This is a genomic window from Rhizobium sp. 25PS6 (genome assembly GCF_032464655.1).
In the GTDB taxonomy this organism is placed as follows: domain Bacteria; phylum Pseudomonadota; class Alphaproteobacteria; order Rhizobiales; family Rhizobiaceae; genus Rhizobium; species Rhizobium laguerreae.
In genome coordinates, this window is sequence record NZ_JAWDIV010000013.1 from 135,387 (window position 1) to 162,284 (window position 26,898).

A 26,898-nucleotide genomic window follows, 5' to 3' on the forward strand; every position below is an offset into this window, starting at 1 on the left:
AAAGGGGCCTGCCTATGGCAAGCCCCCAAAATAATCACGCGAAAGCGGTAAAGGTCACGCCGAAGCGTTGGCTTTTTCTTCCTGGCGATCGGCATAGATGTAAAGCGGACGGGCCGAACCGCGCACCACTTCCTCGGAGATGACGACCTCGCGCACGCCTTCCAGCGTCGGCAGTTCGAACATCGTGTCGAGCAGGATCTTCTCCATGATCGAGCGAAGGCCGCGGGCGCCGGTCTTGCGCACGATCGCCTTGCGGGCGATTTCGCGAAGAGCGTCCTCGTGGAAGTTCAATTCCACGTCTTCCATCTCGAACAGGCGCTGATACTGCTTGATCAACGCGTTCTTCGGCTCGGACAGGATTTGGATCAGCGCGTCCTCATCGAGGTCCTCGAGCGTCGCCAGGACCGGCAAGCGGCCGATGAACTCAGGGATCAGGCCGAACTTGACCAGATCTTCAGGCTCCAGTTCGCGCAGAACCTCGCCGACGCGGCGGTCATCCTGCGACTTGACGCTAGCGCCAAAGCCGATCGAGGTCTTCTCGCCACGGGCAGAGATGATCTTGTCGAGGCCGGCAAAAGCGCCGCCGCAGATAAACAGGATGTTCGTCGTGTCGACCTGCAGGAATTCCTGCTGCGGGTGCTTGCGGCCGCCCTGCGGCGGAACGGAAGCGACCGTGCCTTCCATGATCTTCAGCAGCGCCTGCTGCACGCCCTCGCCCGAGACGTCACGGGTAATCGACGGGTTGTCGGACTTGCGCGAAATCTTGTCAACTTCGTCGATGTAGACGATGCCGCGCTGTGCACGCTCGACGTTGTAGTCGGCCGACTGCAACAGCTTCAGGATGATGTTTTCGACATCCTCGCCGACATAACCGGCCTCGGTCAGCGTCGTCGCGTCAGCCATGGTGAAGGGAACGTCGATGATGCGGGCAAGCGTCTGGGCAAGATAAGTTTTGCCGCAGCCGGTCGGACCGACGAGCATGATGTTCGACTTCGCCAGCTCGACTTCGCCGTTCTTGGAGGCATGCGCCAGGCGCTTGTAATGGTTGTGAACGGCAACCGACAGGATCTTCTTCGCCTGCCGCTGGCCGATGACATATTCGTCGAGGACCTTGATGATGTCCTGGGGCGTCGGAACGCCGTCGCGGGACTTGACCATCGAGGACTTGTTTTCCTCACGGATGATGTCCATGCACAATTCGACGCATTCATCGCAGATGAAGACGGTCGGTCCGGCAATCAGTTTCCGGACTTCGTGCTGGCTCTTTCCGCAGAACGAACAATAAAGAGTGTTCTTGGAGTCGCCGCCGTTGCTGCCGCTGACCTTGCTCATATCACTTTCCTTCCAGCACGCCGCATTTCAAGGCGAAATCGCGGTCCACTCTATCAGCTCCTGGCGGCACTCCGTTTCCGGAGCCTTTGCCGAGAAGGGCTTCAGGGGCTACGAACCGGGCCCAACCAATCATGTCCTGGCCCCGGCGGCAACGAATTCCCCTTCGAATGCCGAATGCTATGTCATAAAAATTCAACATAGCATTAATAGTTACTATTAGCGTCTTCGTCGCCGGATGAAAGCCCTTGTTCGATCACAAATGGGATAGAACTGTGGCGAGGAAAACACCATCCCTATTAATTACTAGCCTGCTCGCCTTCCATTTCGAGGCGCGACGTCAGAACCTTGTCGATCACGCCCCAGCTCTGGGCTTCGTCCGCATCCATGAAATGGTCACGATCGAGCGTCTTTTCAACTTCCTCATAGGTCCGGCCCGTGTGCTTGACGTAAACCTCGTTCAGGCGGCGCTTCATCTTGAGGATGTCGCGGGCATGACGCTCGATGTCCGAAGCCTGGCCCTGGAAGCCGCCCGAGGGCTGGTGCACCATGATGCGGGAATTCGGCGTGGCAAAGCGCATGTCCTTGTGGCCGGCTGCCAGAAGCAGCGAGCCCATGGACGCGGCCTGGCCGATGCAGAGCGTCGAAACCGCGGGCTTGATGAACTGCATCGTGTCGTAGATCGCCATACCGGCGGTGACGACGCCACCGGGCGAATTGATGTAGAGGGCGATTTCCTTCTTCGGGTTTTCGGCCTCGAGGAAAAGCAGCTGGGCGCAGACGAGCGTCGCCATATGGTCCTCGACAGCACCTGTCAGGAAGATGATGCGTTCCTTCAACAGGCGGGAATAGATGTCGTAGGAGCGTTCACCGCGGTTGGTCTGTTCCACGACCATCGGAACGAGGGCCATTGCGGTATCGACTGGGTTTCTCATGTGCGTCCTTTGTCAACGTCTCGCCGGCCGGCGCCGGGAATCAAAGAAAAATATCTTACCCCTACATAGAGTGTCCCGGCCCTCCTCTTCAAGACACGCATGCGGATAACGTTAAGAAGGCGGGGCAAGGCGGCTAAGCTCCTTCTTTTCATGCATGTCGTTATCCCGGAACCGCTGCACACTTCCGGGCGACATGCATTGAGCCTCTTTCCCCCAAACGCCTGTTAACGGCGAGCCCTTGGTACGGTCTCCCCCGGCTTTTCTCCATGACAGGATGAAGGAAGGCTTACTCTATTCGACCGTGCTCATACACGTTTACCCAACGGAAAGCCTACCGGCAGATATCGGCCTGAAACAATGCCGCGGCGCAGCGACATTAAGGAAGTGGCGAGCTTCCTCGGCAAGGATGCAACCTGACAGACAAGGGGTTGCTGCCGTGTTCAATATTGCTACAGGTCTCGCCATCTGGTGTTCAGAGGCCATGACGCTTGCTTTGGTGCTGTTCGTCGCCTGGCGTCACAACATCAGGAACGAGGCCTATCTCTATTGGGGCCTGGGCTTCCTGCTGACCGGCATCGGCTTTGCGATGGTCGCGCTGCGCGGCGAAATCCCCAGCCTGCTTTCGGTAGAGGCGGGCAATGCCATCGCCCTGCTCGGCCAGAGCGCCTGGGTGGCCGGTTTTCTCGCACTCGACCGCAAGCGGATCGAGTGGTGGGCGCTACTGCCGCCGGCAATCTGGCTCGCCGGCGTCTTCCTGCCCTGGGTCAACAGCGATTATTCAAACCGGGTGGTGCTCTATAACCTTGCTTCGGCGACGGGTGCGACGGCACTCGCCATGGCGGTCGCCGCCGGCGACATGCGCCGTGAGCGTACCCGCATCAAGCTGATGAGCGTGTTCGTCATCCAGGGCTGCCTGTGCTTCGGCTCGGCGCTGACGATGACGCTGACAATGCCAAGCGATGTCGAGGCGACGAATCTGGGCGGCGCTTCCGCCATGGCCACCGCCTTCCTGCTGACCATCGCTTTCGCGTTCACCTGCCGGCTGATCATGGAGCGCTCCGAACGACACCTGCGTGCCCTGACCCTGACCGACTCGCTGACCGGCGTGCTCAACCGCCGCGGCCTGCTCAGCCATTTCGGCGGCATCCAGGAAAGAGCTCATAACGAGCAGCGCCAGGTTGCGGTGATCCTTTTCGATCTCGACCATTTCAAGCGCGTCAACGACCGTTTCGGCCACCAGTCCGGCGATGCCGTGCTGACCGCCTTTGCGCGCATGGCCCGCCAGTATATTCCAAACAACATCTTCGGCCGCATGGGCGGCGAGGAATTCGCCGCCTTTGCCGCGGTCACGGATCAGACGGAAGCCGAGGCGATCGCCGAAGCGATCCGTACAGAATTCTGCCGTCTTCCCGTCAGTACCGGCGAAGCGATCGTTCCGGTCACGGTCAGCATCGGCATTGCGCTCGCCTCCTCGATCGAAGCCAATATCGACAAACTGATCTCGGCCGCTGACCGGGCGCTCTATGCGGCCAAGGCCGCCGGCCGCAACTGCACGGTCACCTTCGGCGAAGCGGAGGCCGCAGCCCCTGCACCGGCCACGCCGAACAGCACTGCCGGCGAACTCGTGCCGACGGTCGACGATCAGGTCGAAGCGCTGCAACGTATGGGCACGCTGTCGCGGGCCGGGTAGTCCGAGATCATCCCTGCCCCCGCATCTTTCCGAGGTCCGGCAAATCCGATAAGGCTCGGGGCATGATGATCCCATCCTTTCTCTCGATCGACCGCGGCAACCGTCATGTCTCGCTTGATAGCCGCAACCCGGCCTTCTACGGCAACCCGAACGCCGTTTATGCCGCACTTCACGCCCATTGCCCGACCTTCTACTGGAGCGAGCAGAAGCAGTGGTTCTTCACGGGCTACGACCATGTGAACGGACTGCTGCGCGACCGGCGCTTCGGCCGGCAGATCCTGCATATCGCCAGCCGCGAGGAGCTTGGACTTGCGGAGCCGATGCCGCATCTTGCCAGTTTCGATCTCTCGGAACGTTATTCCCTGCTCGAACTCGAACCGCCGGAGCACACGCGGCTGCGCACGCTCGTCAACCGCGCCTTCGTGTCCCGCCATGTCGAGAAGATGAAGCCGGAACTTGCCGAACTCGCCAACCGGCTGATCGACGGCTTCGCGGAGAAGCGTGAGGTCGAGTTGCTCTCGGCCTTTGCCGATATCATCCCGGTGACGATGATCGCGCGGATGATCGGCATTCCCGAGGAGATTGGGCCGCAATTGCTCGCCTGGTCGCACGCCTATGTCCGCATGTACATGTTCGGCCGTACGCGCGAGCAGGAGGGCGAGGCCGAACGGGCGGCCAAGGAATTCTCCGACTACGTCAAGACGGTCATCAAGGAACGCCGTGCCGAACCGCGCGACGACCTGCTGACCCACATGATCCATACCGAGCATAAGGGCCAGTATCTGACCGAGGAGGAGCTCGTCTCGACGACGATCGTGCTGCTCAATGCGGGACATGAGGCGACCGTGCACCAGATCGGCAACTCCGTGCGCACCATTCTCGATAGCGGCTGCGATCCGGCGGAACTCTTCCGGGACGAGGCGACGACAGAGCGCACCGTCGAGGAAACCCTGCGCATCTGCGCGCCGGTCCACATCTTCCAGCGCTGGGCTCTGGAGCCTGCCGAAATCGACGGCGTCTCCTTCAAGCGCGGCGACAAGGTCAGCCTCATCCTTGCAGCCGCCAATCTCGACCCGGCAAAATTCACCGATCCCCTCACCTTCAAGCCCGACCGCAACGAGGCGGCAAACCTCTCCTTCGGCGCCGGCATTCATTTTTGCATCGGCGCGCCGTTGGCACGGCTGGAGCTCAACCTCGTGCTTCCGATCCTGTTCGAACGGCTGGTGGGCCTGAGGCTGGCAAAGACACCTATGGTCAAGGACGTCTACCATTTCCACGGGCTGGACCGGCTGGATCTGCAGTGGTGATCCGTCCTCTAAGCTGGGCAATGTCTGGAATGCCGGCGAGCAGAGCCACTAGAAAAGCAGGCCACAGCCGAAAACTATCCAACGGAAAATACGGTCGCCGCCGGTAACGATCCGTCAATACCGAGCCTATGCCACGATCTTTACGAGATCACGCGGCCGACTCTTCTCGCAGCCTGCTGGATATGTCGCATGCCGACATGGGTTTTCCGAGCATATACCCTTGAAGCTGGTCGCAGCCGGCGTCTCGCAAGATCGCCGCCTGACGGCTATTCTCAATACCTTCGGCGGTAACGGGAATCTGCAGAGCAGTCGCCAACGAGATGGTTGCCCGAAGAATATCGGCGCCATTTGCGGTTACATCGAGAGCGGACACGAGCGAGCGGTCGATCTTCATGCGATCAAACCCAAACTGCCGCAATGCACCGATGCTGGCGTAGCCGCAGCCAAAGTCATCAAGCGCGAACTTTATGCCGACGCGCTTGAGTTGGTCTATCGACCGCCGGGCCTGATCCGGATTTGTCATCAGAACGCCTTCGGTGATTTCCAGTGTCAGGCGGCTGGGATTAAAATCAAGCTCCTGGAGGACCGAGATCACTTCGGCGGCAAATTCCGGATTGCAGAGCTGGATTGGTGAAACGTTCACCGACAATGCCAGGTCGGGCCAGCTCTTGGCATGCTCGATCGATGTTCTCAGCATATGAACGCCGAGTGCGTCGATGAGGCCGCACCTCTCGGCAAGAGGGATGAAAATCTCCGGGCTGATGTTTCCGGTTGCAGTTCGCCAGCGCGCCAGCGCTTCAAGACCAGTCACAGCGCCGGTCGAAGCAGAGACGAGAGGTTGGAAAACGGCTTCGATTGCGCCACTGCTGATGGCATTCTTCAACAGGCCTTCAAGTTCGGCGACCCTTTGGCGTTCCCGGTCCAATTCGGGGTCGTATTCGATCGCCTGACCTTTGCCATTTGCCTTGGCACGATAGAGGGCCATGTCCGCTCTGCGGAGAAGCTCCAATGACTGGACGTCGCCGCTACGAGCAGCAGCTCCGATGCTTGCGCCAACTTCGATCGTTCGGCCGTCGATTTTGAAGGGCTCGGCAAACAGCGCCAAAATCGTCTTTTCCATCTCTCCGCACGTGGCAGAACCGACGTGCACCAGCGCAAATTCGTCGCCCCCGAGCCGCGCCGCGGCAATGATTTCGGGGTGGCAGGCGGTCAGCGCCTTCGCGACCAGCCGGATCAAATCGTCCCCCACCGCATGGCCCCAGGCGTCGTTGACGGCCTTGAAGCCATCAAGGTCGACCAGATAAAGCCGATGTGGCGAAGAGGTCGAATTCTCCAGCTCTTCCAGCAGGTTGAGAAGCCCATGTCTGTTCAAAAGGCCGCTCAGGCTATCGTGGTCGGCTTCGAAAATCGCTGCTTGCGCCAATTGGCGCAGGCGCCGCGCTTCGGAAGCGCCAACCAGCAGAACGCCGATCAGAAACAGCGCGAGGATGACGATAGCGGCTGCGATATAAGGATAGACCTGATGAAACACGGCGCTTCCCGGCGCTTTGCTGGGCCAGACGAGATAGCCGATGACGGTCCCCTCCATGTCGGTGATCGGCGTGTTCAGGAACTCCGGCTTCGGCGTCGTCTCAAGGCGCAAGCCTTCAAGTTCATGTTCGTTCGAGAGCGTATCGATAACCTCCGACGTAAACTCCTTGTAGAAACTCAGCACACTGAACTTCGGAAGCTTGGGGGCGTCCTCGAAAGGCTGGATCGCCTGCGAGGCGATCAGGGCTATACCGCTTTCGGTCTTGATGAAATTGACCACCGGCGCCCTCGCCGGAGCCGTTGCCGCATTGATCTGCTGATAAAAGACGTCGCCAAAAAAAGTGCCCGGCTGGAAGGGCTTGCCTTTGGCATAGGCCGAGACGATCGAAGACCGGTCAGGGCCGATCACGATCGCGCCGTCATAAAGCGCGTAATCCTCGCTGGTTTTTCCCCAATTCTCATAGGCCCAATCCGCGGCGGCCGAAGATGAGGCAGCACTATAGGCATCGTCCCATATGGCATTGTCCGTCGTTGTCGCGCTCAGGCGACCCACAAACGCACCGATTGCCGCACGGGCGGCGCGACTGGCCCTGGCATCATCGATCTCGTTCGCCGACCGGGTCATCGTGACGACGACATGTGCCATCAGGCCGGTCAGTACGAGAGCAACGACAAGGAAGAAGACCGTTGTCGCGATGATGGAAGACGTCTGGGTCCGAACGTACCTACCTGCAAGATTCGACGACATGCAAATTCCGCAAAGATTAATTGCAAGGCCATGTCTGTGTGACGGCAGGAGACATCATGTCCGCAATGCGCTGCAGATAAGGTTTAGCATTTGTCGATGTAGGCACGATTAATGGGATTGGTTAAAAGCTTTCAATCCTGGACAAAGGGCCAAAAACACCGTTTGCCGGCTTGCCGTTTCGGATCATCGCTACGGCCGCGACGACAAAAACAAAGCCGAAACGGGAAAGGCCCGGGCTTCGTCGCGCCCATTTGCTGGCCGCTCAAACCTTGATCACATAGTCCTTGCGAGTCGTTTCAACGACTTCCCATGTTCCCTTGAAGCCGGGTCTGAGGATCATCCGATCGCCCGCCTTCAGATGAACCGGCTCACCGCCCTCCTCCGTCACGATCGAATGGCCGGCCAGCAGGCTGAAATATTCCCATTCCTCGTAGACGATCCGCCACTTGCCCGGCGTCGCCTCCCAGATGCCGGAATAAAGGCCGCCTTCTCTCTCCTCCAGATTCCAGGTACGGAAACGCGGATCGCCGGAGATAATCCGATCGGCTTCGGGGGCGCCGAATTCCGGTTCGACGCTATCGATGTCGAAGGTGATGTAGTTTGTCATGGTCACCGTAGATCCCTCTGATATCAGATCTTCGAGAGCGCCTGTTCGAGATCGGCGATGATGTCTTTGACGTCCTCGATGCCGACGGAAAGGCGCACCACGTCAGCGCCTGCGCCGGCGGCGATCCTCTGCTCGTCGGTCAACTGCCGGTGCGTCGTCGAGGCCGGATGGATGACGAGCGAACGGGTGTCGCCGATATTGGCAAGATGGGAGAAGAGCTCCAGCCCCTCGACCAGCGTCTTGCCCGCCTCATAGCCGCCCTTGACGCCGAAGGTGAAGACGGAGCCTGCGCCCTTCGGCGAGTAGCGCTGCTGCAGGGCGTGGTTCGGGTCGTCGTCGAGGCCGGCATAATTCACCCAGGCGATCTTGCTGTGCGCCTTCAGCCACTTTGCGACGGCGATCGCATTGTCGCTGTGGCGCTGCATCCTGAGCGGCAGCGTCTCGATGCCTGTCAGGATCAGGAAAGCATTGAAGGGCGAGATCGCCGGCCCGAGATCGCGCAGGCCGAGCACACGGGCAGCGATCGCAAAGGCGAAATTGCCGAAAGTCGCGTGCAGGACCATGCCGTTATATTCCGGCCGCGGGCTCGACAGCATCGGGTAATTGCCGGATTTCGACCAGTCGAAAGTGCCGCCGTCGACGATGAGGCCGCCCATGGAATTGCCGTGGCCGCCGAGAAACTTCGTCAGCGAATGCACCACGATGTCGGCGCCGTGCTCGATCGGACGGATGAAATAGGGTGTTGCCATCGTATTGTCGACGATCAGCGGCAGGCCGTGGCGATGCGCGACGTCGGCAATGGCGGCGATATCGACGAAGGTGCCGCCGGGATTGGCCAGGCTTTCGAGGAAGATGCCGCGCGTCTTGTCGTCGATCTGGCTTTCGAAGCTTGCCGGATCGGCGGCATCGGCCCAACGCACCTGCCAGCCAAAATTCTCGAAGGCATGGCCGAACTGGTTGACCGAGCCGCCATAGAGCTGACGGGCAGCGATGAAATTCTCGCCGGGGCGCATGATGGTGTGGAAGACGATCATCTGCGCCGCATGGCCGGAGGCGACGGCAAGGGCCGCCGTGCCGCCCTCGAGCGCTGCGACGCGCTCCTCGAGCACGGCCTGCGTCGGATTCATGATGCGGGTGTAGATGTTGCCGAAGGCCTGCAGACCGAAGAGGGCGGCGGCATGATCGGAATCATTAAAGACGAAAGCGGTCGTCTGGTAGATCGGCGTTATCCGCGCGCCCGTCGCCGGGTCGGGCTGCGCACCGGCATGGATCGCCAATGTGTTGAATCCCGGATCGTTCTTGGCCATGTCGTCCTCCAGTTGTTGCTGACGGGCAGGATCATAGCCGGTCGCTTGCGAAAGTTAATCGCGATCCATTTCAACCCATGGGCGTTCGGTGGAAAATCCGTCTCAGGGGATCGCAACTCAGGCAATAAGACGAGGATACTCGATCGCCGGGCAGCGGTTCATCACCATCTGGATGCCGGCGGCCTCCGCCGTTGCCGCAGCCGCATCGTCGCGCACACCAAGTTGAGACCAGATGATTTTCGGCAGCGGCCTCAGCGCCAGCGCCTCCTCGACGACCCCACCCAGATATTCGGAAGCGCGAAAGACGTCGACCATGTCGATCGGCACGGGAATGTCGGCAAGCCGGGCATAAACGGTGCGGCCCTGGATCAGTTTGCCGGCTTGCCCCGTATTGACAGGAATGACCTCGTAGCCGCGCGACAGCAGATAGCCCATGACGCCGTTGCTCGGCCGGGCCGGATTGGGCGAAGCGCCGGTCAGCGCGATGGTCTTTACCGAATGAAGGATGCCGGCGAGGTAATCATCCGTATAGGCGTCGTGATTCATGTCCGCTTCTCCACTCCCGAAAGCCCTTCGGCACGGCCGGCTTGTTTTTTTGTGTTTCCGTGAAACCGGCTGCGTGTCTTTCTCGTATATATGAACTGGCCCGTATATGGGAACTGGATACTCCTTGAGGATGATTCGATGAAAAAAATCGCTCTTGCCCTCATGCTCGTGCTCGCCGCATCGCCGGCGCTGGCGATCTCGCGCTACAATCCGCTCACCATGAGCTGTGCCAGCGTGCGCGCCGCCATCCACAATCAGGGCGCAGTCATCTTCCGCTACCAGTCTCCCCGTGGCTTGCCGCTCTACGATCGCTATGTCCGCAACAGCAATTATTGCGACGCGACCGATTATGCGGAATGGACATATATCCCTTCGAAAGACACTCCTCGCTGCCGAGTTCTGAACTGCCAAAACATCGACAACCTTGACGGGATGCTCTTCGTTCCGCATCATCAGCTCTGATGTTTTCGCCGTCATAGGGTACGCAGGAACCGTACGCCTTTCGCGCTTGCGAAAGGTTTGAGGATCAATCCCGCGCTGCGATTTCGTAGCGATTACACAATCAGAAGCTTTAATTTTCCCCTATATCGAAGTTATAGAATAATATCTATATTTCAGCAGCATAGAATAATCCGCTCCCGGACTCTTGGAGATGTTTTCCATTTTTGTTCTTGAGAGTTTCGCGCTTTGTTCCCGTATCCATTAGAAACAGCTCATAGTTGAAAGGAGGGCCGTGGATTGAACGCATGTCGCGCGCACGTAAAAATTGCTAAAATGGGCCGCCATTGTCCACATACCGTAAGGATGCTATTCGACATATGAACGCATAAGCGACCGCCGCCGCGAATTTTCGTGCAAATCGTAGTTGTCTTTTCAGGAATTTGAAACGCCGAAGGCGAGGCGTATTCCGCTTCCTCTCATCCTATCCGGATTACTCCCTTGCCTCTCGACGTTATCCTGCTTGTTCTCTTCGGCGCACTGCTGCACGCGACATGGAACGCCATCATCAAGGCGGGGAATGATAAATCCCTCGATGCGGCGCTGATCTCGGCCGGCGGCGCGGTTTCGGCACTGCCATTCCTGCCATTCCTGCCGTTGCCGCACGCCTCGGCCTGGCCGTTCATCAGTGCCTCCGCCATCCTGCAATTTGCCTATTTTCAGCTGGTCGCCGCCGCCTACCGGGCCGGCGACATCGGCCTCGTCTATCCGCTGATGCGTGGCTGCGCACCGCTCCTGATCGCCGCGACAAGCGGTTTCATCCTGAAGGAAAATCTTTCCGGCGGCGCCCTTGCCGGCACAATGACGATCTCGGCCGGCGTGCTGACACTCGCCCTGGAGGCGCGGCGTGGCAGCAGCCGCGCCATCATCCTCTCGCTTGCCAATGCCTGCGTCATCGCCAGCTACACCTATGTCGACGGAATCGGCGCGCGCATCTCCGGCAATGCGGTTTCCTACACTTTGTGGATGTCGCTGCTGCCGCCGGTGCTGCTGTTTTCCTGGGCAGCGTCCCAGCGCGGCGCTTTCGCCGTGGTGCGTCACGTTCGCCGCAACTGGTGGCGCGGCCTTATCGGCGGCGCCGGCTCGATCGCTTCCTACGGGCTGGCACTCTGGGCGATGACGAAGGCCCCCGTCGCGACCGTCGCAGCCTTGCGCGAAACCGCGATCCTCTTTGCGCTGGTGATCTCGATCACCGTCTTCAAGGAAAAAGCCAGCATCTGGCGCTACGTCGCCGGCGTCGTCATCGCAATCGGCGGGCTGCTTCTGAAACTGGCGTGATCACTCACCTGTCCATTCGGCCTTGCGCTTGCCAAGGAAGGCACCGATCCCTTCCTGCGCATCCTCAGTCAGCATGTTCTCGACCATCACCCTGGCGGTATAATCATATGCCGCCTCCACGGGCAGTTCGAGCTGCCGGTGGAAGGCTTCCTTGCCGATCTTCAGCGTCAGCGGCGACTTGCTGGCGATCACTGCCGCATATTTGGAAACCACCTGAGCCAGATACTGCTTCGGCACGATACGGTTGACGAGGCCGAAATCCTTGGCAGTCGAGGCGTCGATTGTCTCGCCGGTCAGCAGCATCTCCATCGCCTGTTTGCGGTGCGCGGCACGGGAAACGGCCACCATCGGCGTCGAACAGAACAGGCCGATGTTGACGCCCGGGGTGCAAAATGTCGAACTGTCCGTGCAGATCGCCAGATCGCAGGAGGCAACGAACTGGCAACCTGCAGCCGTTGCAAGCCCGTCGACCTCGGCAATGACGGGCTTCGGCAGATGCGCGATCTTCAGCATCAGATCGGCAGCGAGCCGGAAGGTCTTTTCGAAGAAACCGGCACCCTGATCTTCATCGGCGCGATGGGCCGTCAGCTCTTTCAGATCATGTCCCGCGGAAAAGACGTTGCCAGTCGAGGCGATGACGACGACGCGCACATCCGGCTCCGCCCCGGCCGTCTCGAGTTCTTGCATCAGCGCTTCGAGAAGTGCGATCGAAGCACATTGGCCGGTGGGTTGTTGAGCACGAGCCGCAGCACGCCGTCGCGCAGCGAGCGAGTCAGCAAGCTGCCCTCTTCCGCTCCGGCGGCGTCCTTCCGGAAGGATACGATTTCTGCCATGATGCTGCTCCCTGCGCTCGATTCCAGGTAGACGTTTTGCCACAGGGCGCCGGAAATTTCGAGCAGGATCCGCACTCCACGCAGAGACCGCTGCCGTCAGGACCAGAACCACGACTTCGATGTTTCTGCCCTCGCCTGCGCACGGGTCAGACCGACATCGCAAAGCTCGTCGTCGGTGAGTTCCAAAAGCGTGCGGCGGCTGCGGCGCTTTTCGAGGTGATGCTCGATCGTCATCAGCAGCCGCAGGCTCCAGCGCGCCATGCCGTGAAGTCTCGACCGAACAATATTGCGCGGTGTGTCAAGGATCCCGCTCAATTCCAGGGCCATCTCTTCTTCCTTCCTTCAACGGATGCAAGATGCGCTGGAAGATGCGCTGGAAGATGCTGCGAAAGAAGCTTATAGATATTATGATATGCATAAGGATTTCTTTTGTATGCCTCTCCACCTCGATCAGCTTGCCGCCTTCGTCAACGTCGCCGATCTCGGAAGCTTTACGGCTGCGGCCGACAAGGAGGGCCTGACGCAACCGGCCGTCAGCCTGCAAGTAAAGGGGCTCGAACAGCGGCTCGGCGTACGGCTGATCGAGCGTGTCGGGCGGCGGGCACAGCCGACCGCGGCAGGCCTCGACCTGCTCGTGCATGCAAGGCGGCTGCTTCAGGAATCGGCTGCCGCGGAAGAAGCGATGATGCCGTATAGAGACGGCGCCAGCGGCCGCGTGCGCATCGGCAGTGGCGGCACGGCGTCGATCCATCTGCTTCCTCGCGCCATCGCCGTTGCCAGAAAATCCATGCCCGGCCTCGAAATCACCGTCCGCATCGGCGATGCCGACGACATTCTGCGCGATCTGGAGGCCAACAGCCTCGATATCGCCGTCGTCGCCCTGCCGGCATCCGGACGGAACTTCGAGATCGAACCGTTCTACGAGGAGGAATTGCTGGCCGTCGCTCCTGCGGGCAGCCTGATGCCCGAAGGCGGGCCGGACGCCGCCTTCATGCGCGACAGGACGCTGCTGCTTTATGAGGGCGGCAATACCAGGCGGGCGATCGACGCGTGGCTGGCTGCACCGGATACCAGGATCCGGCCTGCGATGGAGTTTGGCAGCATCGAGGCGATCAAGGAGCTGGTGGCCGTGGGGCTCGGCTGGTCGATCCTGCCGGGGCTGGCTCTGAAGCGCGACCGCGCCGGCCTTGTGACGACTTCATCGCTGAACCCGCGGCTCACGCGCCGCCTCGGCATGGTTCTGCGCCGGGACAAACATCTGACACGCGGCCTTCGGGAAATGATGAAATGCCTGCGCGCGTTCAAAGGTTAAGAACCGCTTTCGACCATGGGATGCTATTTCAAACCGGCAGAGACGACGTGAAAAACGTCAAGCGCAGCAGTTCGCGACCGCAGAAATATGAGGCATCAGAATACCACATATCTAAGTATTTGTTTTTGCTTCAAAATTTTTCCAAACCTTCGGGACGTCGATATTGACCCGATGTCATGTTCCCTTTATACACCGCGCCAGAATGCAGCCTACCTGAGCTGCTTTCTTTTTGGCATGCCTAAAGCCTGCCAATCCAAGCAACAAGAAACGCCCTTCAAGCCTTCGGGCCAAGGGTCCCAAAAGAGAGTATTCACTATGGCAACCTTCTCCCAGAAGCCTGCAGAGGTGGAGAAGAAGTGGGTGATCATCGACGCCGAAGGGCTGGTCGTTGGCCGTCTCGCTTCCATCATCGCTATGCGCCTGCGCGGCAAGCACAAGGCAACCTTCACGCCTCACGTTGACGACGGCGACAACGTCATCGTCATCAATGCCGAAAAGGTCGTTTTCACCGGCAAGAAGTATTCCGACAAGGTCTACTACTGGCACACCGGTTATGCCGGCGGCATTAAGGAACGCAGCGCACGCCAGATCATCGAAGGCCGCTTCCCGGAGCGCGTCCTCGAAAAGGCCGTCGAACGCATGGTTCCGCGTGGCCCGCTCGGCCGTCGCCAGATGAAGAACCTGCGCGTTTACGCCGGCTCCAACCATCCCCATGAAGCCCAGCAGCCGGTCGCCCTCGACGTTGCCGCGCTCAACAAAAAGAATGTAAGGAGCGCCTGATCATGGCTGACCTCTCCTCCCTGAAGGATCTCGGCACGGTTTCCGAAGCTGCTGCTCCGGCCCACGTCCGCAAGGTCGATTCGCTCGGCCGCTCCTACGCGACCGGCAAGCGCAAGAACGCCGTCGCCCGCGTCTGGGTCAAGCCGGGCTCCGGCAAGATCACCGTCAACGGCAAGGAATTCGCGGAATATTTCGCACGTCCGGTGCTGCAGATGATCCTGCGCCAGCCGATCGTTGCGGCTGCCCGTGACGGCCAGTTCGACATCGTCGCAACCGTTGCCGGCGGCGGCCTCTCCGGCCAGGCCGGTGCCGTTCGCCATGGCGTGTCCAAGGCGCTTACCTACTTCGAACCGGGCCTGCGCGCGGTACTGAAGAAGGGCGGCTTCCTGACCCGCGACAGCCGCGTCGTCGAACGCAAGAAGTACGGCAAGGCAAAGGCCCGCCGCTCGTTCCAGTTCTCCAAGCGTTAATCGCTTCGGACAGACGGAAGTTACGAAGGCCGGGGCAACCCGGCCTTTTTGTTTTGCGCTGTTTAAACCAATCGGAAGCGTGCCGGCATGCCATTGTCGCATTCCCGCTCTGCTGGTAGAAACTTGGCAAAGCGCTTCGGAAATGAGCGAAGCCGCAGTCAGGGTCGCATCATGGGAACAACCAAGTCCGCAGACAAATAAGCCGCAACAACTCTGCCCTGTTGTTGCGGCGTCTGTCCGGTCAATCCCGATACTGATGAAGAGACAGATCGCCGCCGAATGAAATCATTTGAGCGGGTTCTTTCCCATGTCTTATCCCAAAATCCAGCAATGGACCTATCCCCTGCCGGCAGCCTTGCTGCTGATGGCACCCTTCGACATCCTGGCCTCGCTCGCCATGGATATCTATCTGCCGATCGTACCGGTCATGCCGGAGGCGCTCGGTACTTCGCCGGCGGTCATCCAACTGACCCTCAGCCTCTACATGCTCGTGCTCGGTGTCGGCCAGATGGTCTTCGGCCCAGTTTCCGATATTGTCGGACGACGGCCTGTCCTGCTTGGAGGTGCTGCACTCTTTGCCGCTTCATCCTTCCTGCTTGCCGGCTCCTCGTCGGCGCCGATCTTCGTGGTGTTGAGATTGTTGCAGGCAGTCGGCGCGTCGGCGACCCTCGTCGCAACTTTCGCAACAGTGCGTGACGTCTACGCCGGGCGTCCCGAAAGCAGCACGATCTATAGCCTTCTCGGCTCCATCCTCTCTTTCGTGCCCGCACTCGGCCCGATCATCGGAGCCTTGATCGCAAATCGCTTCGGCTGGCGCGCCATCTTCCTCGTCATCGGCCTCCTTTCGGTTGTCGCCCTTTTCAACGCCGGCATGCGGTGGCACGAAACCCGCCCTGCCGTCACCGCGAAGATCGCTCTCCGCCCGATCCTTACAAGCCCTCCCTTCTGGGTTTATACGGGCGGCTTCAGCACGGCGATGGGCGCCTTCTTCGTCTTCTTCTCGACGGCACCCCGTATCCTGATCGACAAAGCCGGTTTTTCCGGCATCGCCTTCAGCTTCACCTTTGCCACGGTGGCGCTGGTGATGATCGTGACGGCGCGTTTCGCCAGGCGTTTCGTCATGCGTTGGGGCATTGCAGGCAGCCTTGCCAGAGGCATGGCAATGCTGCTTCTCGGCGCCGTGCTGCTTGCCTTTGGACAGCTGTTTCTGCAGCCTTCCCTGGTCAGCTTCGTCGTGCCGATGTGGATCATCGCGATCGGCATCGTGGTTGCGACGGCGGTCACCGCCAACGGCGCGCTCGACGCCTTTGGCGACGCGGCGGGAACGGCGGTCGCGCTCTATTTCTGCGTCCAGAGCGTCATCGTCGGCTTTGCCGGAACCTTCTTCGTGATTCTGCTCGGCGGCGACAGCGCCTGGCCGCTCGTGGGCTATGTCTCAGCGACCGCGCTGACGACGCTGACTGGATTGTGGTGCCTGCGGGAGCCGGCCAGATAGGCAGCGGACAAATGACGCTCGCTCGACGATAACGAGCGGCCGTCGTCCGAACGATTGCTTGAAATCCGTCTGCACCTCGCCTACCCCTTTCTGCGCGGCGGATCGGCCAATTCCTTCGCGAGACCCGCCGCCCGACGTTCTGGCGTCGAACGGCGATCCTGCAATGCAGTGTCCGTATCGGACGCAACTATGGTTTTGCCACCGAAAACAAGGAGTCTCCCTTGGCGAATAGATCGATTGACCACGCCTTCACGGCGACCAGCCTCACTTCCGCCGCCAGCGACCCGACCTTTGCCGGCGCGCTGTCCTTCATGCGCCGCCGCTTCACCAAGGAGCTCGCCGGCGTCGACGTCGCCGTCTGGGGCATTCCCTTCGATGCCGCGACATCGAACAGGCCGGGTACACGCTTCGGGCCGCAGGCGATCCGGCGCGCCTCGGCGATCTTCGACAATGATGCGCAATATCCCTTCAACCGCGAACTCTTCGCCGAAATGGCCGTGATCGATTACGGCGATTGCCTGCTCGACTATGGCAATCATCAGGACACACCAGCAACTATCGAACGCCAGGCGAATGTCATCCTCGACAGCGGCGCCTTCTTGCTGACCCTCGGCGGCGATCACTACGTCACCTGGCCGCTGCTGAAAGCCCATGTGGCAAAACATGGGCCGCTGGCGCTCGTGCAGTTCGACGCGCACCAGGACACCTGGTTCGACGAGGAACGCCGCATCGACCACGGTTCTTTCGTGGCGCGGGCCGCCCGCGAAGGCATCATCGATCCCGACCGCTCCATTCAGATCGGCATCCGCACCCATGCGCCTGAGGATTGCGGCGTCAATATTCTCTACGGTCATCAGGTCGAGGAGATGAGCGCCGCCGACATCGCCTCGGCGATCATCTCCCAGACGCGCGGGGCGCCGGCCTATCTCACCTTCGATATCGATTGCCTCGATCCGGCCTTTGCGCCGGGCACCGGCACGCCGGTTTCAGGCGGACCATCGAGCGCCAAGATCCTCTCGGTGCTGCAGCGTCTGCACCAGCTCGATATCCGCGGCGCCGACGTCGTCGAGGTATCGCCGCCCTACGATCATGCCGATATCACCGCCATTGCGGGGGCAACGGTCGCGATGTATATGCTGGGGCTTCATGCCGAGCGACGCGCCATCGCCGTGTCACAAGGCTGACTTACGGTCGCTCAAACTGAATCCGGAAACCTTGAGAACCCCTTGAAAGCGTAGGTTTAACATGGCACCGAAAATCTTCATCGACGGCGAACACGGCACGACGGGTCTGCAGATCCGCACGCGCATGGCAGGCCGCCGCGATGTCGAACTTCTGTCCATACCCGAAGCCGAACGGCGCAACGCCGCCATGCGCGAGGACATGCTGAACGGCGCCGATATCGCCATTCTCTGCCTGCCCGACGATGCGTCGAAGGAAGCGGTTCAGATGGTTTCGGCCAACAACAATGTGCGCGTCATCGACACCTCGACCGCCTTCCGGATCAATCCCGGCTGGGCCTATGGTTTTGCCGAAATGGACAAGCAGCAGGCCGACAAGATCGCTGCCGCCCGTTTCGTCACCAATCCCGGCTGCTATCCCACCGGAGCAATCGGCCTCATCCGGCCGCTGCGCGCCGCCGGAATCCTGCCGGATGGCTATCCGGTTACGGTCAACGCGGTCTCCGGCTATACCGGCGGCGGCAAGCAGATGATCGCGCAGATGGAAAACCCCGATCACCCGAATGCGATCACCGCGCCGCATTTTCTCTACGGCCTGCCGCTCACCCACAAACACGTGCCCGAAATGACTGTGCACGGCCTGCTCGACCGCGCGCCAATCTTCGCGCCGTCCGTCGGCAAGTTCGCGCAGGGCATGATCGTGCAGGTGCCGCTGCATCTCGACGATCTTGCCGAGGGCACGACGATGGAGAGCATCCATGCCGCCCTCGTTACCCATTATGCCGGCCAGGATATCGTCAGTGTCGTGCCGTTGGCCGAAAGCAAGGCCCTGCCCCGCATCAACGCCGTAGAGCTAGAAGGTAAGGACACTATGAAGCTCTTCGTCTTCGGCACCTCAGGTGCTTCGCAGGTGAATTTGGTGGCGCTGCTCGACAATCTCGGCAAGGGCGCATCGGGCGCCGCCGTCCAGAACATGGACCTGATGCTCGCCTCGTAAGGGTTGAACGACGGCATCGACGTGATGCCGCTCGAGTTTGCATCAATATCTTCATCACGATCTTTCTCGCGGCCGCCTCCCTCGGCGGCCGCAGCTCGCCTTCGGCTCGATCATCGGCGACGATTGGGCTATGAAACCGGATCCTTCCTCGCCGCCCATCCCGAATCACGGAGCCGATGTCATGACGCTGGATGCGATTATCGCCGGCGTAGGCGCATGGTTTGCCGCCGCCTTGCCCGATCATGGCATCTATGCGCTGATGGCATTTGCCTTCATCGCCGGGCTTGCCCGCGGCTTTTCGGGTTTCGGCGCCGCATTGATCTTCATTCCGCTCGGCGGCGCGATCGTCGGGCCGAAGCTGATCTCACCGATCCTGCTCGTCATTGACGGCATTGCCACACTCGGGATGATCCCGCCGGCCTGGCGCGGCGCCAACCGACCCGAGGTTTTCGTCATGGCGGCAGGTGCCGCGCTCGGCGTCCCGGCCGGCACGGCGATGCTGGCGCTGCTTGACCCGACGCTTTTACGCTGGAGCATCACGATCATCGCCATCTCCTTGCTCGCGCTTCTCGTATCGGGATGGCGTTACAACGGCGCACCTTCGGCGCCAATCAGCAGCGGCGTCGGCTTGATCGCCGGGCTTTTCAGCGGCGCCGCACAGCTGGGCGGGCCGCCGGTCGTCGCCTACTGGCTGGGCGGCAAGAGCGACTTCACCCGCGTCAGGGCGAATGTCGTGCTCTACTTCTCGATCTCGTCGGTCTTCAGCGCCATCAGCTACTATATCGGCGGACTGTTCGTACCAGCCGTCTTTGCGCTCACCGTCGTCATCCTGCCGAGTTATGTGGTCGGACTCTACGGCGGCTCGAAACTGTTCGGGCTTGCTAAGGAACGAACCTTCCGCATCGCCTGCTACATCCTGATCGCCGCCTCTGCGATCATCGGCATGCCGCTGCTCGACAGCGTGCTGCGGTAGCCCCCGAGCTAAGGCCACTTATTTCAGTCGCGTTCGGCGATCATCGTCCCGTGCGGATATTCGCCATAAAAGCCGCGCCAGTTGGCGACGGCGAAGCCGAAAACCACAAGCGCGCCGGCCTGATGCAGCAGGCCCCAGTGAAGCGGCACCTGCATCAGCAGCGTGGCTATGCCGATCGCTGCCTGCAGCGTCACCAGCGCGAAGAGCAGGACGGCTCGGCGTGCATGGGTGGTCCATGGCGCTGCGCGCAGAGCGATCACCATGTTGATCAGCGTCAATGCGAAGAGCGTATAGGCGCCGATCCGGTGAATGAACTGCACCGTCTTCGGGTTCTCGAAGGCATTGATCCAGAAGGGCTGCTGTATCAGCAGATCGGAAGGGATGACGGCGCCGTCCATCAGCGGCCAGGTATTGTAGGAGAAACCGGCGTCGAGCCCCGCCACCAGCGCGCCGAGATAGATCTGGAACAGTGAAAAAATGGCGATCGCGGCGGCAAAACCGCGCGAGCTTCTTGTCGGCGCCGGATCGTTGGAATGTCTGGAGAGACCGCGCATGATCCACATGCAGCCGGCAAAAATCAGGCAGGCCATGACGAGATGCGTCGCCAGCCTGTACTGGCTGACGTCGGTGCGGACGGAAAGACCCGAGGACACCATCCACCAACCGATAAAACCCTGCAGGCCGCCGAGCGCCAGGATGCCGACGAGCGGCCAGCGCAGACGCTTCTCGATCCGCCCCGTCAGCCAGAAATAGATGAGCGGCAGCGCGAAGATCACGCCGATGGCACGCGCGATCAGCCGGTGCGCCCATTCCCACCAGAAGATGCCCTTGAACTCATCGACGGTCATGGAACTGTTCAGTTGCTGAAATTCGGGAATGCGCTGGTAGAGGCGGAATTCCTCTTCCCATTCGGCAGCCGACAGCGGCGGGATGACTCCGTGGATCGGCTTCCACTCGGTGATCGACAGACCGGAATTGGTCAGCCGCGTGGCGCCGCCGACGAGCACGAGACAGAAGAGCGCCAAAAGCACGAAGCCGAGCCAGAAGCGCAAGGCGCGGCGGTCGCGATTCTGCTTGCGCATTTCGCTCAGGATCGCCTGTTCCGTGGTCGGGTTTGCAACGGCCATGATGTCTCCTTCTATCCGGCAGTTGATTTGCCCCACCGGCTCATGCAAAACAAGCCCCGAACCTTTGCGGCATGCCGTCGCGCCAGGTTCAACCCGTCCATTGCAAGAGATAGCCGATGCCCGTCCGCCTTCGCAAATTCATCGGCACTATCCTCATCATCGTGCTCGTAGTCGTCTATGCGCTGGTGGCGAACACGATCGCGGTGGCAACGCTCGGCAACGCGCCCTGGTGGGGACATCTGCTCTATTTCCTGCTCACCGGCCTGCTCTGGGTATTGCCGGCGATGGTGATCATCAAATGGATGGCCGGGCCACCGCAGCGCTAAAGCGCTTCGCGATCTGTCAGATTCGCTTGTCGCGCTTTAGGTCTTTGTTTTTACGCATGTCGTTGTCGCAAAATCGCGACACACTTTTGCGCGAGATGCTTTAGGGCCATTAACGGCCGAATAACCGTGATCTGCGGAAAACCTCGCCCATCGCCTGCGGTTAAACCAAATATACGTCTGGCATACCTACCTTCCCGTTCAGCATTCTTGACCGGAGAAAACCGTGCAGACGCAACAGCTCGATGTCCATGAACAGCCGTCCGACGACGCGGCGCTGGCCGATACGGCCATTTCGCGCCTGCGCCAGCTGAGCATGAAACTCGCCATGGCCCAACTCGACATCGAAGTCTTCGACGCGATGCAGCCGCTGGAGGATGACTGGCGGGCGCTGGAGCGCGACAACCTCCAGTCCCTGCATCAGAGCTACGACTGGTGCGCCGCCTGGGTGAGCGCCTTCCAGCGGCCGCTTGCGATCCTCAAAGGCGCTCATGCGGGTCAGACCGCCTTCATTCTGCCGGTCGAGATCGTCAAGTCCCGCGGGCTCAGGACGGCGAGATTCATTGCCGCCGATCACAGCAATATCAATACCGGCCTATTCGCAGAGAGCTTTGCCGAAGCCGGCAGGACCATCGACCCCCATGAGTTCGCCGGTCGGCTCCGGCATGCGCTGACGGGCCGCGCCGATCTGCTGCTGCTGCAGAACATTCCGCTGGAATGGCGCGGGCGAGAGAGCCCGCTCGCCGGGCTGCCGATGGTGCAGAACCAGAATCACGCCTATCAGCTGCCGTTCCTTCCCGCTTTCGAGGACACACTGAAGCAGCTCAACGCCAAGAACCGGCGCAAGAAATTCCGTGTTCAGTCGAAGCGTTTCGAGGCGGCCGGCGGCTTCGAATACGTCATTCCCGAGACATCGGCAGAACAGCACGGCCTGCTCGATATCTTCTTCCGCCTGAAAAGCGCCCGCTTCGCCAGCCTCGGCCTGCCCGACGTCTTTGCCGACAGGGAAACGCAGACCTTCCTGCACGGTCTCATCGACAAGCAGGACGACACCAGGCAGTACTTCGGGCTGCAGATGCATATGCTCCGGCTCAAGGGCGAGCATGAGGGTAAGATCGCCGCGACTTCAGGGATTTCGCGCAAGGGCGACCATATCATCTGCCAGTTCGGCGCGATCGATGAAGAACTCGTGCCGGATACGAGCCCCGGCGAATTCCTCTATTGGCAGACCATCTCGGGATTGCATGGCAAGGGTGTAGCGCTGTTCGATTTCGGCCTCGGCGACCAGACCTACAAGCGTTCCTGGGCGCCGGTCGAGACCGCGCATTACGACGTGGTGCTGCCGGTATCGCCGTTCGGCGTCGTCGCCGGCGCCGCACACCGGCTCGTCACCCGCGGCAAGGCGCACATCAAGGCGCGCCCGAAGCTCTATAAATTCGCCCAGGGCATCCGGGCACGGATCGGCCGATCGTCAAAAAACTAGGCGGCCCGGCCGAGTGCCTGCTCGGCCCCTTCGCCGCCCGACATCAGCAAGACGCGCTCATAGCCGGCAGCCTGGAATTCCGTCATCAGAGCAACGAAAATGGTCTCCTCGACCTCAGGCAGCGAGAGGATGATCTCGACGTCCCGGCTGCGCGTCAGCCGCGAGACGCCGGCAACATCGGCCGAACCGCATTCGACCACCACGAGATCGTAGGCGGCGGCGAGCGCATCGAGCAGCAACGACAGCCGATCGACACCGCGCATGGCGCGGCGCACGTCGCTCTGCCCCTGGGGAATGAGATGGGCATCGGAGAGGCGGTCGCCGTGGATCGTGTCGCCGAAGGCGGCCTCGCCGCAAAGCAGATCGGTGACGCCAAGGGCGGCCGGGTCCTCGGCCATCAGTTCCGTGGGGTAGCCGGAGCCGGTCATATCGATCAGGATGACGCGGTGGCCGGCATCGGCGAGCATGCGGGTCAGCGAAACCGTCGCCGCCGAGCCATTCTCACCAGTCGGCGATATGGCGATTGCCAGCGGCGCGCGGCTGCCGGTGAGATAGTCAGCAACTGAAGCGACGGAGAATTCATTGTCATCCTCCGGCTCGTCCTCTGGCACATCCTCGGCAGCCTTCACGTCCTCGATCGTATCCCCCTCGTCCGCGACGACGGCGAGCATGCTCGGCTGAACGGGTTTTCCGGCGGCGGCGATCGGAGCGGCCTGCGGCACATGTTTCTCCTCGACGACTGCTTCTGCCTCAATTGTTTCCGGGGAGGCATCTGTCGGGCGGAGAGCCCGGCCGCTGAAGAGCTCGGCCAGCATGATGACGATGGCGCTCATGATCAGCGTCGCGACGGCAGCGACGACGACGATCGGCACCACCTTCGGGAAATAAGGATCGACCGGCTCGACGGCCCTCGAAACGATCCGGGCATCAGCCGGGCTCGAATTGCTGTCGGCGCGGGAGGCGGCCTCGCGGTAGCGCACCAGGTAGGTTTCGAGCAGTTGGCGCTGGGCGTTCGCCTCGCGCTCTAGCGCATTGAGACCGACCTCGTCCTCACCGGCGCGGGCGCTGTTGGCCTGGACCGTGTCCGACTGGCGCTCGAGCTCGCTCGCCCTCAGATCCGCAACCTTCGACTCGTTCTCGATGCTCGCCAGGATCTTCTGCGTCTCCTGGCGAATCTGGCTACGGATATCGGAGAGCTGGGCGCGCAGGCTTTTCAGCCGCGGATGATTATTGAGAAGGCTAGTCTGCAGATCGGAGATCTGCGACTGCAGGCCGGATTCCGTCCCCTTCAGCCGCTGGATCGCCTGGGAGGACATGATGTCGGGCAGCGTATCGGAGGCTTCGCCCGAAGACAGTGCATTGCGCACCGCCTGCGCCCTCGCCTCGGCATTGGCCTTGTCGCCCCGCACGCGGGTCAGCTCGGCGGAGATATCGTTCAATTGCTGGGCCGGAAAAGTGGTCGTGCCGTTCGTCTGCAGCAGCCCGTGCGACGTGCGGTATTCGGCGACCTTCCTCTCGGCTTCGCTGACCTTCTGGCGCAGACCTTCGATCTCCGGCTCCAGCCAGCGGGTCGCCTCGGAATTGGAATCGAGCTTGGCGCCGCTCTGGGTCGAAAGATAGACATTCGCCATGGCATTCGGGATGGCGGCGGCGAGCTTCGGATCCTTGGAGGTGAAAGTGATGCCGATGACGCGTGAACCCGGCACCTGATAGACCTGCAGGCGTTCGACGAAGGCGTCGATGACGCGCTCTTCCGGCGGATTTTCCAGTGGGTTCTTCTTCAGGTGCAGCTTCACCAGGATACTGCTCATGGCCGAGCCGCTGGCGGCATCGTCGAATTCCGGCAGGTTATAAAGCTTCAGATCGTTGATGACCTTCTTGAGGAGATCGGCCGATTGCAGAAGCTGCACCTGGCTGGCGATGTTCAGTTCATCCATCAGCGGACCGGCGCTGGCGTCATTGGCCTGCTGCGTGCTGGCGAAAGCCGGCGCACGGGGTTCGATGAGGATGCGTGTTTCGCTGCGATATTGCGGCGACATGATTTTGGCGCCGGCAAAGGCGACGCCCGCCCCCACGAGGGTGATTGCCAAAATCCGCAGACGGCGCGCCCAGACCGCACGGACCAACTGGCCGAGGTCGATGTCCACATCCTGATCACGAGCTACGCCCGACATGCTCTTACTCCACAACAAAGGTGCCGTAAGCGTAAACGACCATGATAACTCAACGGTTAATGGCGATCTCGCCGAGAAATGAGCGATGATCGATGAAGGATACCGGGAAATTGCAAGCGCCCTTTACCGGGCATTAACCCTAACGGATCGATAACGGCTGCACCGAGTTCATTTTTGTGAGCACAAGCGGATGTCTGTCGTCCAGCCCAAGATCCTTTTGGCCCTGAGCCTTGCAGCCATGACGGCAGCACTGAGCGGCTGCACGACGTACAAGCCGGCGCCGAAGGCCTTCAACGAGGCCACCATACAGCCCTATACGCTGGACAGCGGCGATCGGCTGCGCATTACCGTCTTCGACCAGCAGAGCCTGACCAATACCTATACGGTGGATCAGGCAGGTTATGTCGCCTTCCCGCTCATCGGCCAGGTCCCTGCCCGCGGCCGAACCCTGCAGCAACTCTCGGGACAGATCGCCCAGAAACTGCAGCAGGGCTATCTTCGCGATCCCGACGTCACCATCGATGTCGATCGCTACCGCTCGGTCTTCATCATGGGTGAAGTCGGCCAGCCCGGCCAGTATGCCTATGTTCCCGGCATGACGGTGCAGAATGCCATCGCTGTTGCCGGCGGTTTCACCAGCCGCGCCAACCAGCGCATGGTCGATGTCACCCGCAAGATCAACGGACAGGTGCTGACCGGCCGCATCAACATATCGGGGCCGATTATCGCGGGTGACACGATCTACGTTCGCGAACGGCTTTTCTGAACGATGGCAAAGCAGCAGCCGCTCCGCATCCTCCATTGCTTCAGGTCGCCGATCGGCGGAATTTTCCGCCATGTCCGCGATCTCGTCGAAGAGCACAGCAAGGCCGGCCATGAAATCGGCATCCTCTGCGACAGCTCGACCGGCGGCGAGTACGAGGACAGCCTCTTCGACGATATCCGTCCCTATCTCTCGCTCGGCCTGACGCGCGTGCCGATCCGGCGCTCGATCAGCCCGTCCGATATTGCGACGATGTGGGATACATACAAGAAAATCAAAAGTTTGCGGCCGGATGTGCTGCACGGACACGGCGCCAAAGGCGGTGTGCTCGCGCGACTTGCCGGCTCAGTGTTGCGGGTGAACAGGTATCGCGTAGCCCGCCTCTATACCGCGCATGGCGGAAGCCTGCATTATTCGCGCTCCTCGCTCAGCGGACAGTTCGTCCTCCGGATGGAGCGCCTGCAGGAATATTTCACCGATGCGCTGGTCTTCATCTGCGAATATGAGCGCGACACCTATGCGCGCAAGGTCGGACGGCCAAGGACGAAGACGAGACTGATCTACAACGGCATCGGCGAGCGCGATTTCGAGCCGATCCCGACTCGCTCGGATGCCGTGCATTTCATCTATGTCGGAATGCTCCGGGACCTCAAGGGTCCCGATCTGTTTGTCGATGCCTTCGCCAAGACCGAACGGCTGCTCGGCAGGCCGCTGTCGGCGCTGATGATTGGCGACGGGCCGGATCGCGACCGCTACCGTGAGATGATGGTCGAACGCGGCCTTGGTAAACGCATCGGCATGCTGCCGGCCATGCGGGTCCACGAAGCCTTCTCCATGGCGCAGAACCTCGTCGTTCCCTCGCGCGCCGAAGCCATGCCCTACATCGTGCTCGAGGGGCTCGGCGCCGGCAAGACGATCATCGCAAGCCGTGTCGGCGGCATTCCCGAGGTGCTCGGCGCCGACAGCGCAGCACTGGTGGAGCCCGGCAATTCCGACGATCTCGCCCGCGTCATGGCGGAAACGCTGAGCACGCCCGACTGGCACGCCAGGACGATGCCGAAGCCCGAGGCGGTGAAGGCGGTGTTTTCTTCGGCCGTCATGGCACGCGATGTCCTGAAATTGTACCATGAGCTCGTCAATCCCGCTGCCGGCCAAGCAATGCCCGTTGCCTCGTAAATATTTCTTAGGGGCTTTCTGGTATTTCGCTTGGTG

Annotated in this window: 24 protein-coding genes and 1 pseudogene; 15 read left to right on the top strand and 10 right to left on the bottom strand. The window is 60.9% G+C overall.

Annotation, left to right across the window (positions count from 1 at the left end):
* Positions 1-54 precede the first annotated feature (54 nt).
* The gene (clpX, locus tag RWK44_RS19915) at positions 55-1,332 is read right to left on the bottom strand and encodes an ATP-dependent Clp protease ATP-binding subunit ClpX (RefSeq protein ID WP_003547337.1); all 1,278 of its coding nucleotides are present in this window, start codon (positions 1,330-1,332) and stop codon (positions 55-57) included.
* Between the two features lie 296 nt (positions 1,333-1,628).
* Positions 1,629-2,264 (bottom strand): ATP-dependent Clp endopeptidase proteolytic subunit ClpP, encoded by a 636-nt coding sequence (gene clpP, locus RWK44_RS19920; RefSeq protein WP_017959926.1) that lies wholly within the window; start codon positions 2,262-2,264, stop codon positions 1,629-1,631.
* A 274-nt stretch (positions 2,265-2,538) separates the two neighbouring features.
* Here clpP and RWK44_RS19925 point away from each other — a divergent pair, with 274 nt between their 5' ends.
* The gene (locus RWK44_RS19925) at positions 2,539-3,954 is read left to right on the top strand and encodes a GGDEF domain-containing protein (protein WP_206105884.1); all 1,416 of its coding nucleotides are present in this window, start codon (positions 2,539-2,541) and stop codon (positions 3,952-3,954) included.
* Positions 3,955-4,016: 62 nt separating this feature from the next.
* Positions 4,017-5,261: a cytochrome P450 gene (locus RWK44_RS19930; protein WP_316029293.1), complete on the top strand. Its 1,245-nt coding sequence runs from the start codon at positions 4,017-4,019 to the stop codon at positions 5,259-5,261.
* Positions 5,262-5,409: 148 nt separating this feature from the next.
* Here the strand turns inward: RWK44_RS19930 and RWK44_RS19935 are convergent, their stop codons facing one another.
* From RWK44_RS19935 to RWK44_RS19950, 4 genes are all read right to left on the bottom strand, one after another.
* On the bottom strand, positions 5,410-7,539 hold the full coding sequence (locus RWK44_RS19935; RefSeq protein ID WP_316029294.1) for a putative bifunctional diguanylate cyclase/phosphodiesterase: 2,130 nt from the start codon (positions 7,537-7,539) through the stop codon (positions 5,410-5,412).
* A gap of 262 nt (positions 7,540-7,801) precedes the next feature.
* The gene (locus tag RWK44_RS19940; protein WP_131664329.1) at positions 7,802-8,146 is read right to left on the bottom strand and encodes a cupin domain-containing protein; all 345 of its coding nucleotides are present in this window, start codon (positions 8,144-8,146) and stop codon (positions 7,802-7,804) included.
* A gap of 23 nt (positions 8,147-8,169) precedes the next feature.
* Positions 8,170-9,453, bottom strand: coding sequence for an O-acetylhomoserine aminocarboxypropyltransferase (locus tag RWK44_RS19945; protein ID WP_131664236.1), 1,284 nt, complete (start codon positions 9,451-9,453; stop codon positions 8,170-8,172).
* Between the two features lie 117 nt (positions 9,454-9,570).
* Positions 9,571-9,999, bottom strand: a complete 429-nt coding sequence (locus RWK44_RS19950) for a CoA-binding protein (RefSeq protein WP_316029295.1) — start codon at positions 9,997-9,999, stop codon at positions 9,571-9,573.
* A 138-nt stretch (positions 10,000-10,137) separates the two neighbouring features.
* On the opposite strand from RWK44_RS19950, the gene RWK44_RS19955 reads away from it, so the two are divergent.
* Both RWK44_RS19955 and RWK44_RS19960 read left to right on the top strand, forming a co-directional pair.
* Positions 10,138-10,461, top strand: a complete 324-nt coding sequence (locus RWK44_RS19955) for a hypothetical protein (RefSeq protein ID WP_131664238.1) — start codon at positions 10,138-10,140, stop codon at positions 10,459-10,461.
* A gap of 477 nt (positions 10,462-10,938) precedes the next feature.
* Positions 10,939-11,775 (top strand): EamA family transporter, encoded by an 837-nt coding sequence (locus tag RWK44_RS19960; protein WP_168282669.1) that lies wholly within the window; start codon positions 10,939-10,941, stop codon positions 11,773-11,775.
* Here RWK44_RS19960 and RWK44_RS19965 read toward each other — a convergent pair.
* Together RWK44_RS19965 and RWK44_RS19970 are read right to left on the bottom strand one after the other, a co-directional pair.
* Positions 11,776-12,608: pseudogene (locus tag RWK44_RS19965) on the bottom strand (enoyl-CoA hydratase). It abuts the gene before it with no gap.
* A 96-nt stretch (positions 12,609-12,704) separates the two neighbouring features.
* On the bottom strand, positions 12,705-12,935 hold the full coding sequence (locus tag RWK44_RS19970) for a DUF1127 domain-containing protein (protein WP_131664241.1): 231 nt from the start codon (positions 12,933-12,935) through the stop codon (positions 12,705-12,707).
* An 85-nt stretch (positions 12,936-13,020) separates the two neighbouring features.
* Between RWK44_RS19970 and RWK44_RS19975 the strand changes: the two genes are divergently transcribed.
* From RWK44_RS19975 to RWK44_RS20005, 7 genes are all read left to right on the top strand, one after another.
* Positions 13,021-13,920: a LysR family transcriptional regulator gene (locus tag RWK44_RS19975; protein ID WP_029872870.1), complete on the top strand. Its 900-nt coding sequence runs from the start codon at positions 13,021-13,023 to the stop codon at positions 13,918-13,920.
* Positions 13,921-14,235: 315 nt separating this feature from the next.
* Entirely contained in the window at positions 14,236-14,700 is a 465-nt protein-coding gene (gene rplM / locus RWK44_RS19980) for a 50S ribosomal protein L13 (RefSeq protein WP_003558420.1), read from the top strand.
* 2 nt (positions 14,701-14,702) lie between these two features.
* On the top strand, positions 14,703-15,170 hold the full coding sequence (gene rpsI, locus RWK44_RS19985) for a 30S ribosomal protein S9 (protein ID WP_003558419.1): 468 nt from the start codon (positions 14,703-14,705) through the stop codon (positions 15,168-15,170).
* Positions 15,171-15,477: 307 nt separating this feature from the next.
* Positions 15,478-16,665 carry a CmlA/FloR family chloramphenicol efflux MFS transporter gene (gene cml / locus RWK44_RS19990; protein ID WP_316029296.1) on the top strand — a complete coding sequence of 396 codons (1,188 nt, stop codon included), beginning with the start codon at positions 15,478-15,480 and terminating at the stop codon, positions 16,663-16,665.
* A 221-nt stretch (positions 16,666-16,886) separates the two neighbouring features.
* Entirely contained in the window at positions 16,887-17,849 is a 963-nt protein-coding gene (gene speB / locus RWK44_RS19995; protein WP_221992902.1) for an agmatinase, read from the top strand.
* A 61-nt stretch (positions 17,850-17,910) separates the two neighbouring features.
* A complete protein-coding gene (gene argC, locus RWK44_RS20000; protein WP_221992904.1) occupies positions 17,911-18,843 on the top strand; it encodes an N-acetyl-gamma-glutamyl-phosphate reductase in 933 nt (310 codons plus the stop codon).
* A gap of 181 nt (positions 18,844-19,024) precedes the next feature.
* A complete protein-coding gene (locus tag RWK44_RS20005; protein ID WP_316029297.1) occupies positions 19,025-19,816 on the top strand; it encodes a sulfite exporter TauE/SafE family protein in 792 nt (263 codons plus the stop codon).
* 23 nt (positions 19,817-19,839) lie between these two features.
* Here RWK44_RS20005 and RWK44_RS20010 read toward each other — a convergent pair whose 3' ends face one another.
* Positions 19,840-20,943 (bottom strand): COX15/CtaA family protein, encoded by a 1,104-nt coding sequence (locus RWK44_RS20010; protein ID WP_222329629.1) that lies wholly within the window; start codon positions 20,941-20,943, stop codon positions 19,840-19,842.
* Between the two features lie 116 nt (positions 20,944-21,059).
* Here RWK44_RS20010 and RWK44_RS20015 point away from each other — a divergent pair, with 116 nt between their 5' ends.
* Together RWK44_RS20015 and RWK44_RS20020 are read left to right on the top strand one after the other, a co-directional pair.
* Positions 21,060-21,269, top strand: coding sequence for a DUF2842 domain-containing protein (locus RWK44_RS20015; RefSeq protein ID WP_003547289.1), 210 nt, complete (start codon positions 21,060-21,062; stop codon positions 21,267-21,269).
* Between the two features lie 223 nt (positions 21,270-21,492).
* Positions 21,493-22,749, top strand: coding sequence for a GNAT family N-acetyltransferase (locus tag RWK44_RS20020; RefSeq protein WP_316029298.1), 1,257 nt, complete (start codon positions 21,493-21,495; stop codon positions 22,747-22,749).
* On the opposite strand, the gene RWK44_RS20025 is transcribed toward RWK44_RS20020, so the two are convergent.
* Entirely contained in the window at positions 22,746-24,923 is a 2,178-nt protein-coding gene (locus tag RWK44_RS20025; RefSeq protein WP_316029299.1) for an exopolysaccharide transport family protein, read from the bottom strand. The two genes, RWK44_RS20020 and RWK44_RS20025, sit on opposite strands and share 4 nt — an antisense overlap.
* 190 nt (positions 24,924-25,113) lie before the next feature.
* Here RWK44_RS20025 and RWK44_RS20030 point away from each other — a divergent pair, with 190 nt between their 5' ends.
* A complete protein-coding gene (locus RWK44_RS20030; RefSeq protein ID WP_020049461.1) occupies positions 25,114-25,689 on the top strand; it encodes a polysaccharide biosynthesis/export family protein in 576 nt (191 codons plus the stop codon).
* A gap of 3 nt (positions 25,690-25,692) precedes the next feature.
* Entirely contained in the window at positions 25,693-26,862 is a 1,170-nt protein-coding gene (locus RWK44_RS20035; protein ID WP_025394066.1) for a glycosyltransferase family 4 protein, read from the top strand.
* The last annotated feature ends 36 nt before the right edge of the window (positions 26,863-26,898 follow it).

What these genes read in the sequence shown, in the direction of transcription:
- clpX (WP_003547337.1), bottom strand. Translation starts at nt 1,332, where the DNA reads ATGAGCAAGGTCAGCGGCAGCAACGGCGGCGACTCCAAGAACACTCTT.
- clpP (WP_017959926.1), bottom strand. Translation starts at nt 2,264, where the DNA reads ATGAGAAACCCAGTCGATACCGCAATGGCCCTCGTTCCGATGGTCGTG.
- RWK44_RS19925 (WP_206105884.1), top strand. Translation starts at nt 2,539, where the DNA reads ATGAAGGAAGGCTTACTCTATTCGACCGTGCTCATACACGTTTACCCA.
- RWK44_RS19930 (WP_316029293.1), top strand. Translation starts at nt 4,017, where the DNA reads ATGATGATCCCATCCTTTCTCTCGATCGACCGCGGCAACCGTCATGTC.
- RWK44_RS19935 (WP_316029294.1), bottom strand. Translation starts at nt 7,539, where the DNA reads ATGTCGTCGAATCTTGCAGGTAGGTACGTTCGGACCCAGACGTCTTCC.
- RWK44_RS19940 (WP_131664329.1), bottom strand. Translation starts at nt 8,146, where the DNA reads ATGACAAACTACATCACCTTCGACATCGATAGCGTCGAACCGGAATTC.
- RWK44_RS19945 (WP_131664236.1), bottom strand. Translation starts at nt 9,453, where the DNA reads ATGGCCAAGAACGATCCGGGATTCAACACATTGGCGATCCATGCCGGT.
- RWK44_RS19950 (WP_316029295.1), bottom strand. Translation starts at nt 9,999, where the DNA reads ATGAATCACGACGCCTATACGGATGATTACCTCGCCGGCATCCTTCAT.
- RWK44_RS19955 (WP_131664238.1), top strand. Translation starts at nt 10,138, where the DNA reads ATGAAAAAAATCGCTCTTGCCCTCATGCTCGTGCTCGCCGCATCGCCG.
- RWK44_RS19970 (WP_131664241.1), bottom strand. Translation starts at nt 12,935, where the DNA reads ATGGCCCTGGAATTGAGCGGGATCCTTGACACACCGCGCAATATTGTT.
- RWK44_RS19975 (WP_029872870.1), top strand. Translation starts at nt 13,021, where the DNA reads ATGCATAAGGATTTCTTTTGTATGCCTCTCCACCTCGATCAGCTTGCC.
- rplM (WP_003558420.1), top strand. Translation starts at nt 14,236, where the DNA reads ATGGCAACCTTCTCCCAGAAGCCTGCAGAGGTGGAGAAGAAGTGGGTG.
- rpsI (WP_003558419.1), top strand. Translation starts at nt 14,703, where the DNA reads ATGGCTGACCTCTCCTCCCTGAAGGATCTCGGCACGGTTTCCGAAGCT.
- cml (WP_316029296.1), top strand. Translation starts at nt 15,478, where the DNA reads ATGTCTTATCCCAAAATCCAGCAATGGACCTATCCCCTGCCGGCAGCC.
- argC (WP_221992904.1), top strand. Translation starts at nt 17,911, where the DNA reads ATGGCACCGAAAATCTTCATCGACGGCGAACACGGCACGACGGGTCTG.
- RWK44_RS20005 (WP_316029297.1), top strand. Translation starts at nt 19,025, where the DNA reads ATGACGCTGGATGCGATTATCGCCGGCGTAGGCGCATGGTTTGCCGCC.
- RWK44_RS20010 (WP_222329629.1), bottom strand. Translation starts at nt 20,943, where the DNA reads ATGGCCGTTGCAAACCCGACCACGGAACAGGCGATCCTGAGCGAAATG.
- RWK44_RS20015 (WP_003547289.1), top strand. Translation starts at nt 21,060, where the DNA reads ATGCCCGTCCGCCTTCGCAAATTCATCGGCACTATCCTCATCATCGTG.
- RWK44_RS20025 (WP_316029299.1), bottom strand. Translation starts at nt 24,923, where the DNA reads ATGTCGGGCGTAGCTCGTGATCAGGATGTGGACATCGACCTCGGCCAG.
- RWK44_RS20030 (WP_020049461.1), top strand. Translation starts at nt 25,114, where the DNA reads ATGTCTGTCGTCCAGCCCAAGATCCTTTTGGCCCTGAGCCTTGCAGCC.
- RWK44_RS20035 (WP_025394066.1), top strand. Translation starts at nt 25,693, where the DNA reads ATGGCAAAGCAGCAGCCGCTCCGCATCCTCCATTGCTTCAGGTCGCCG.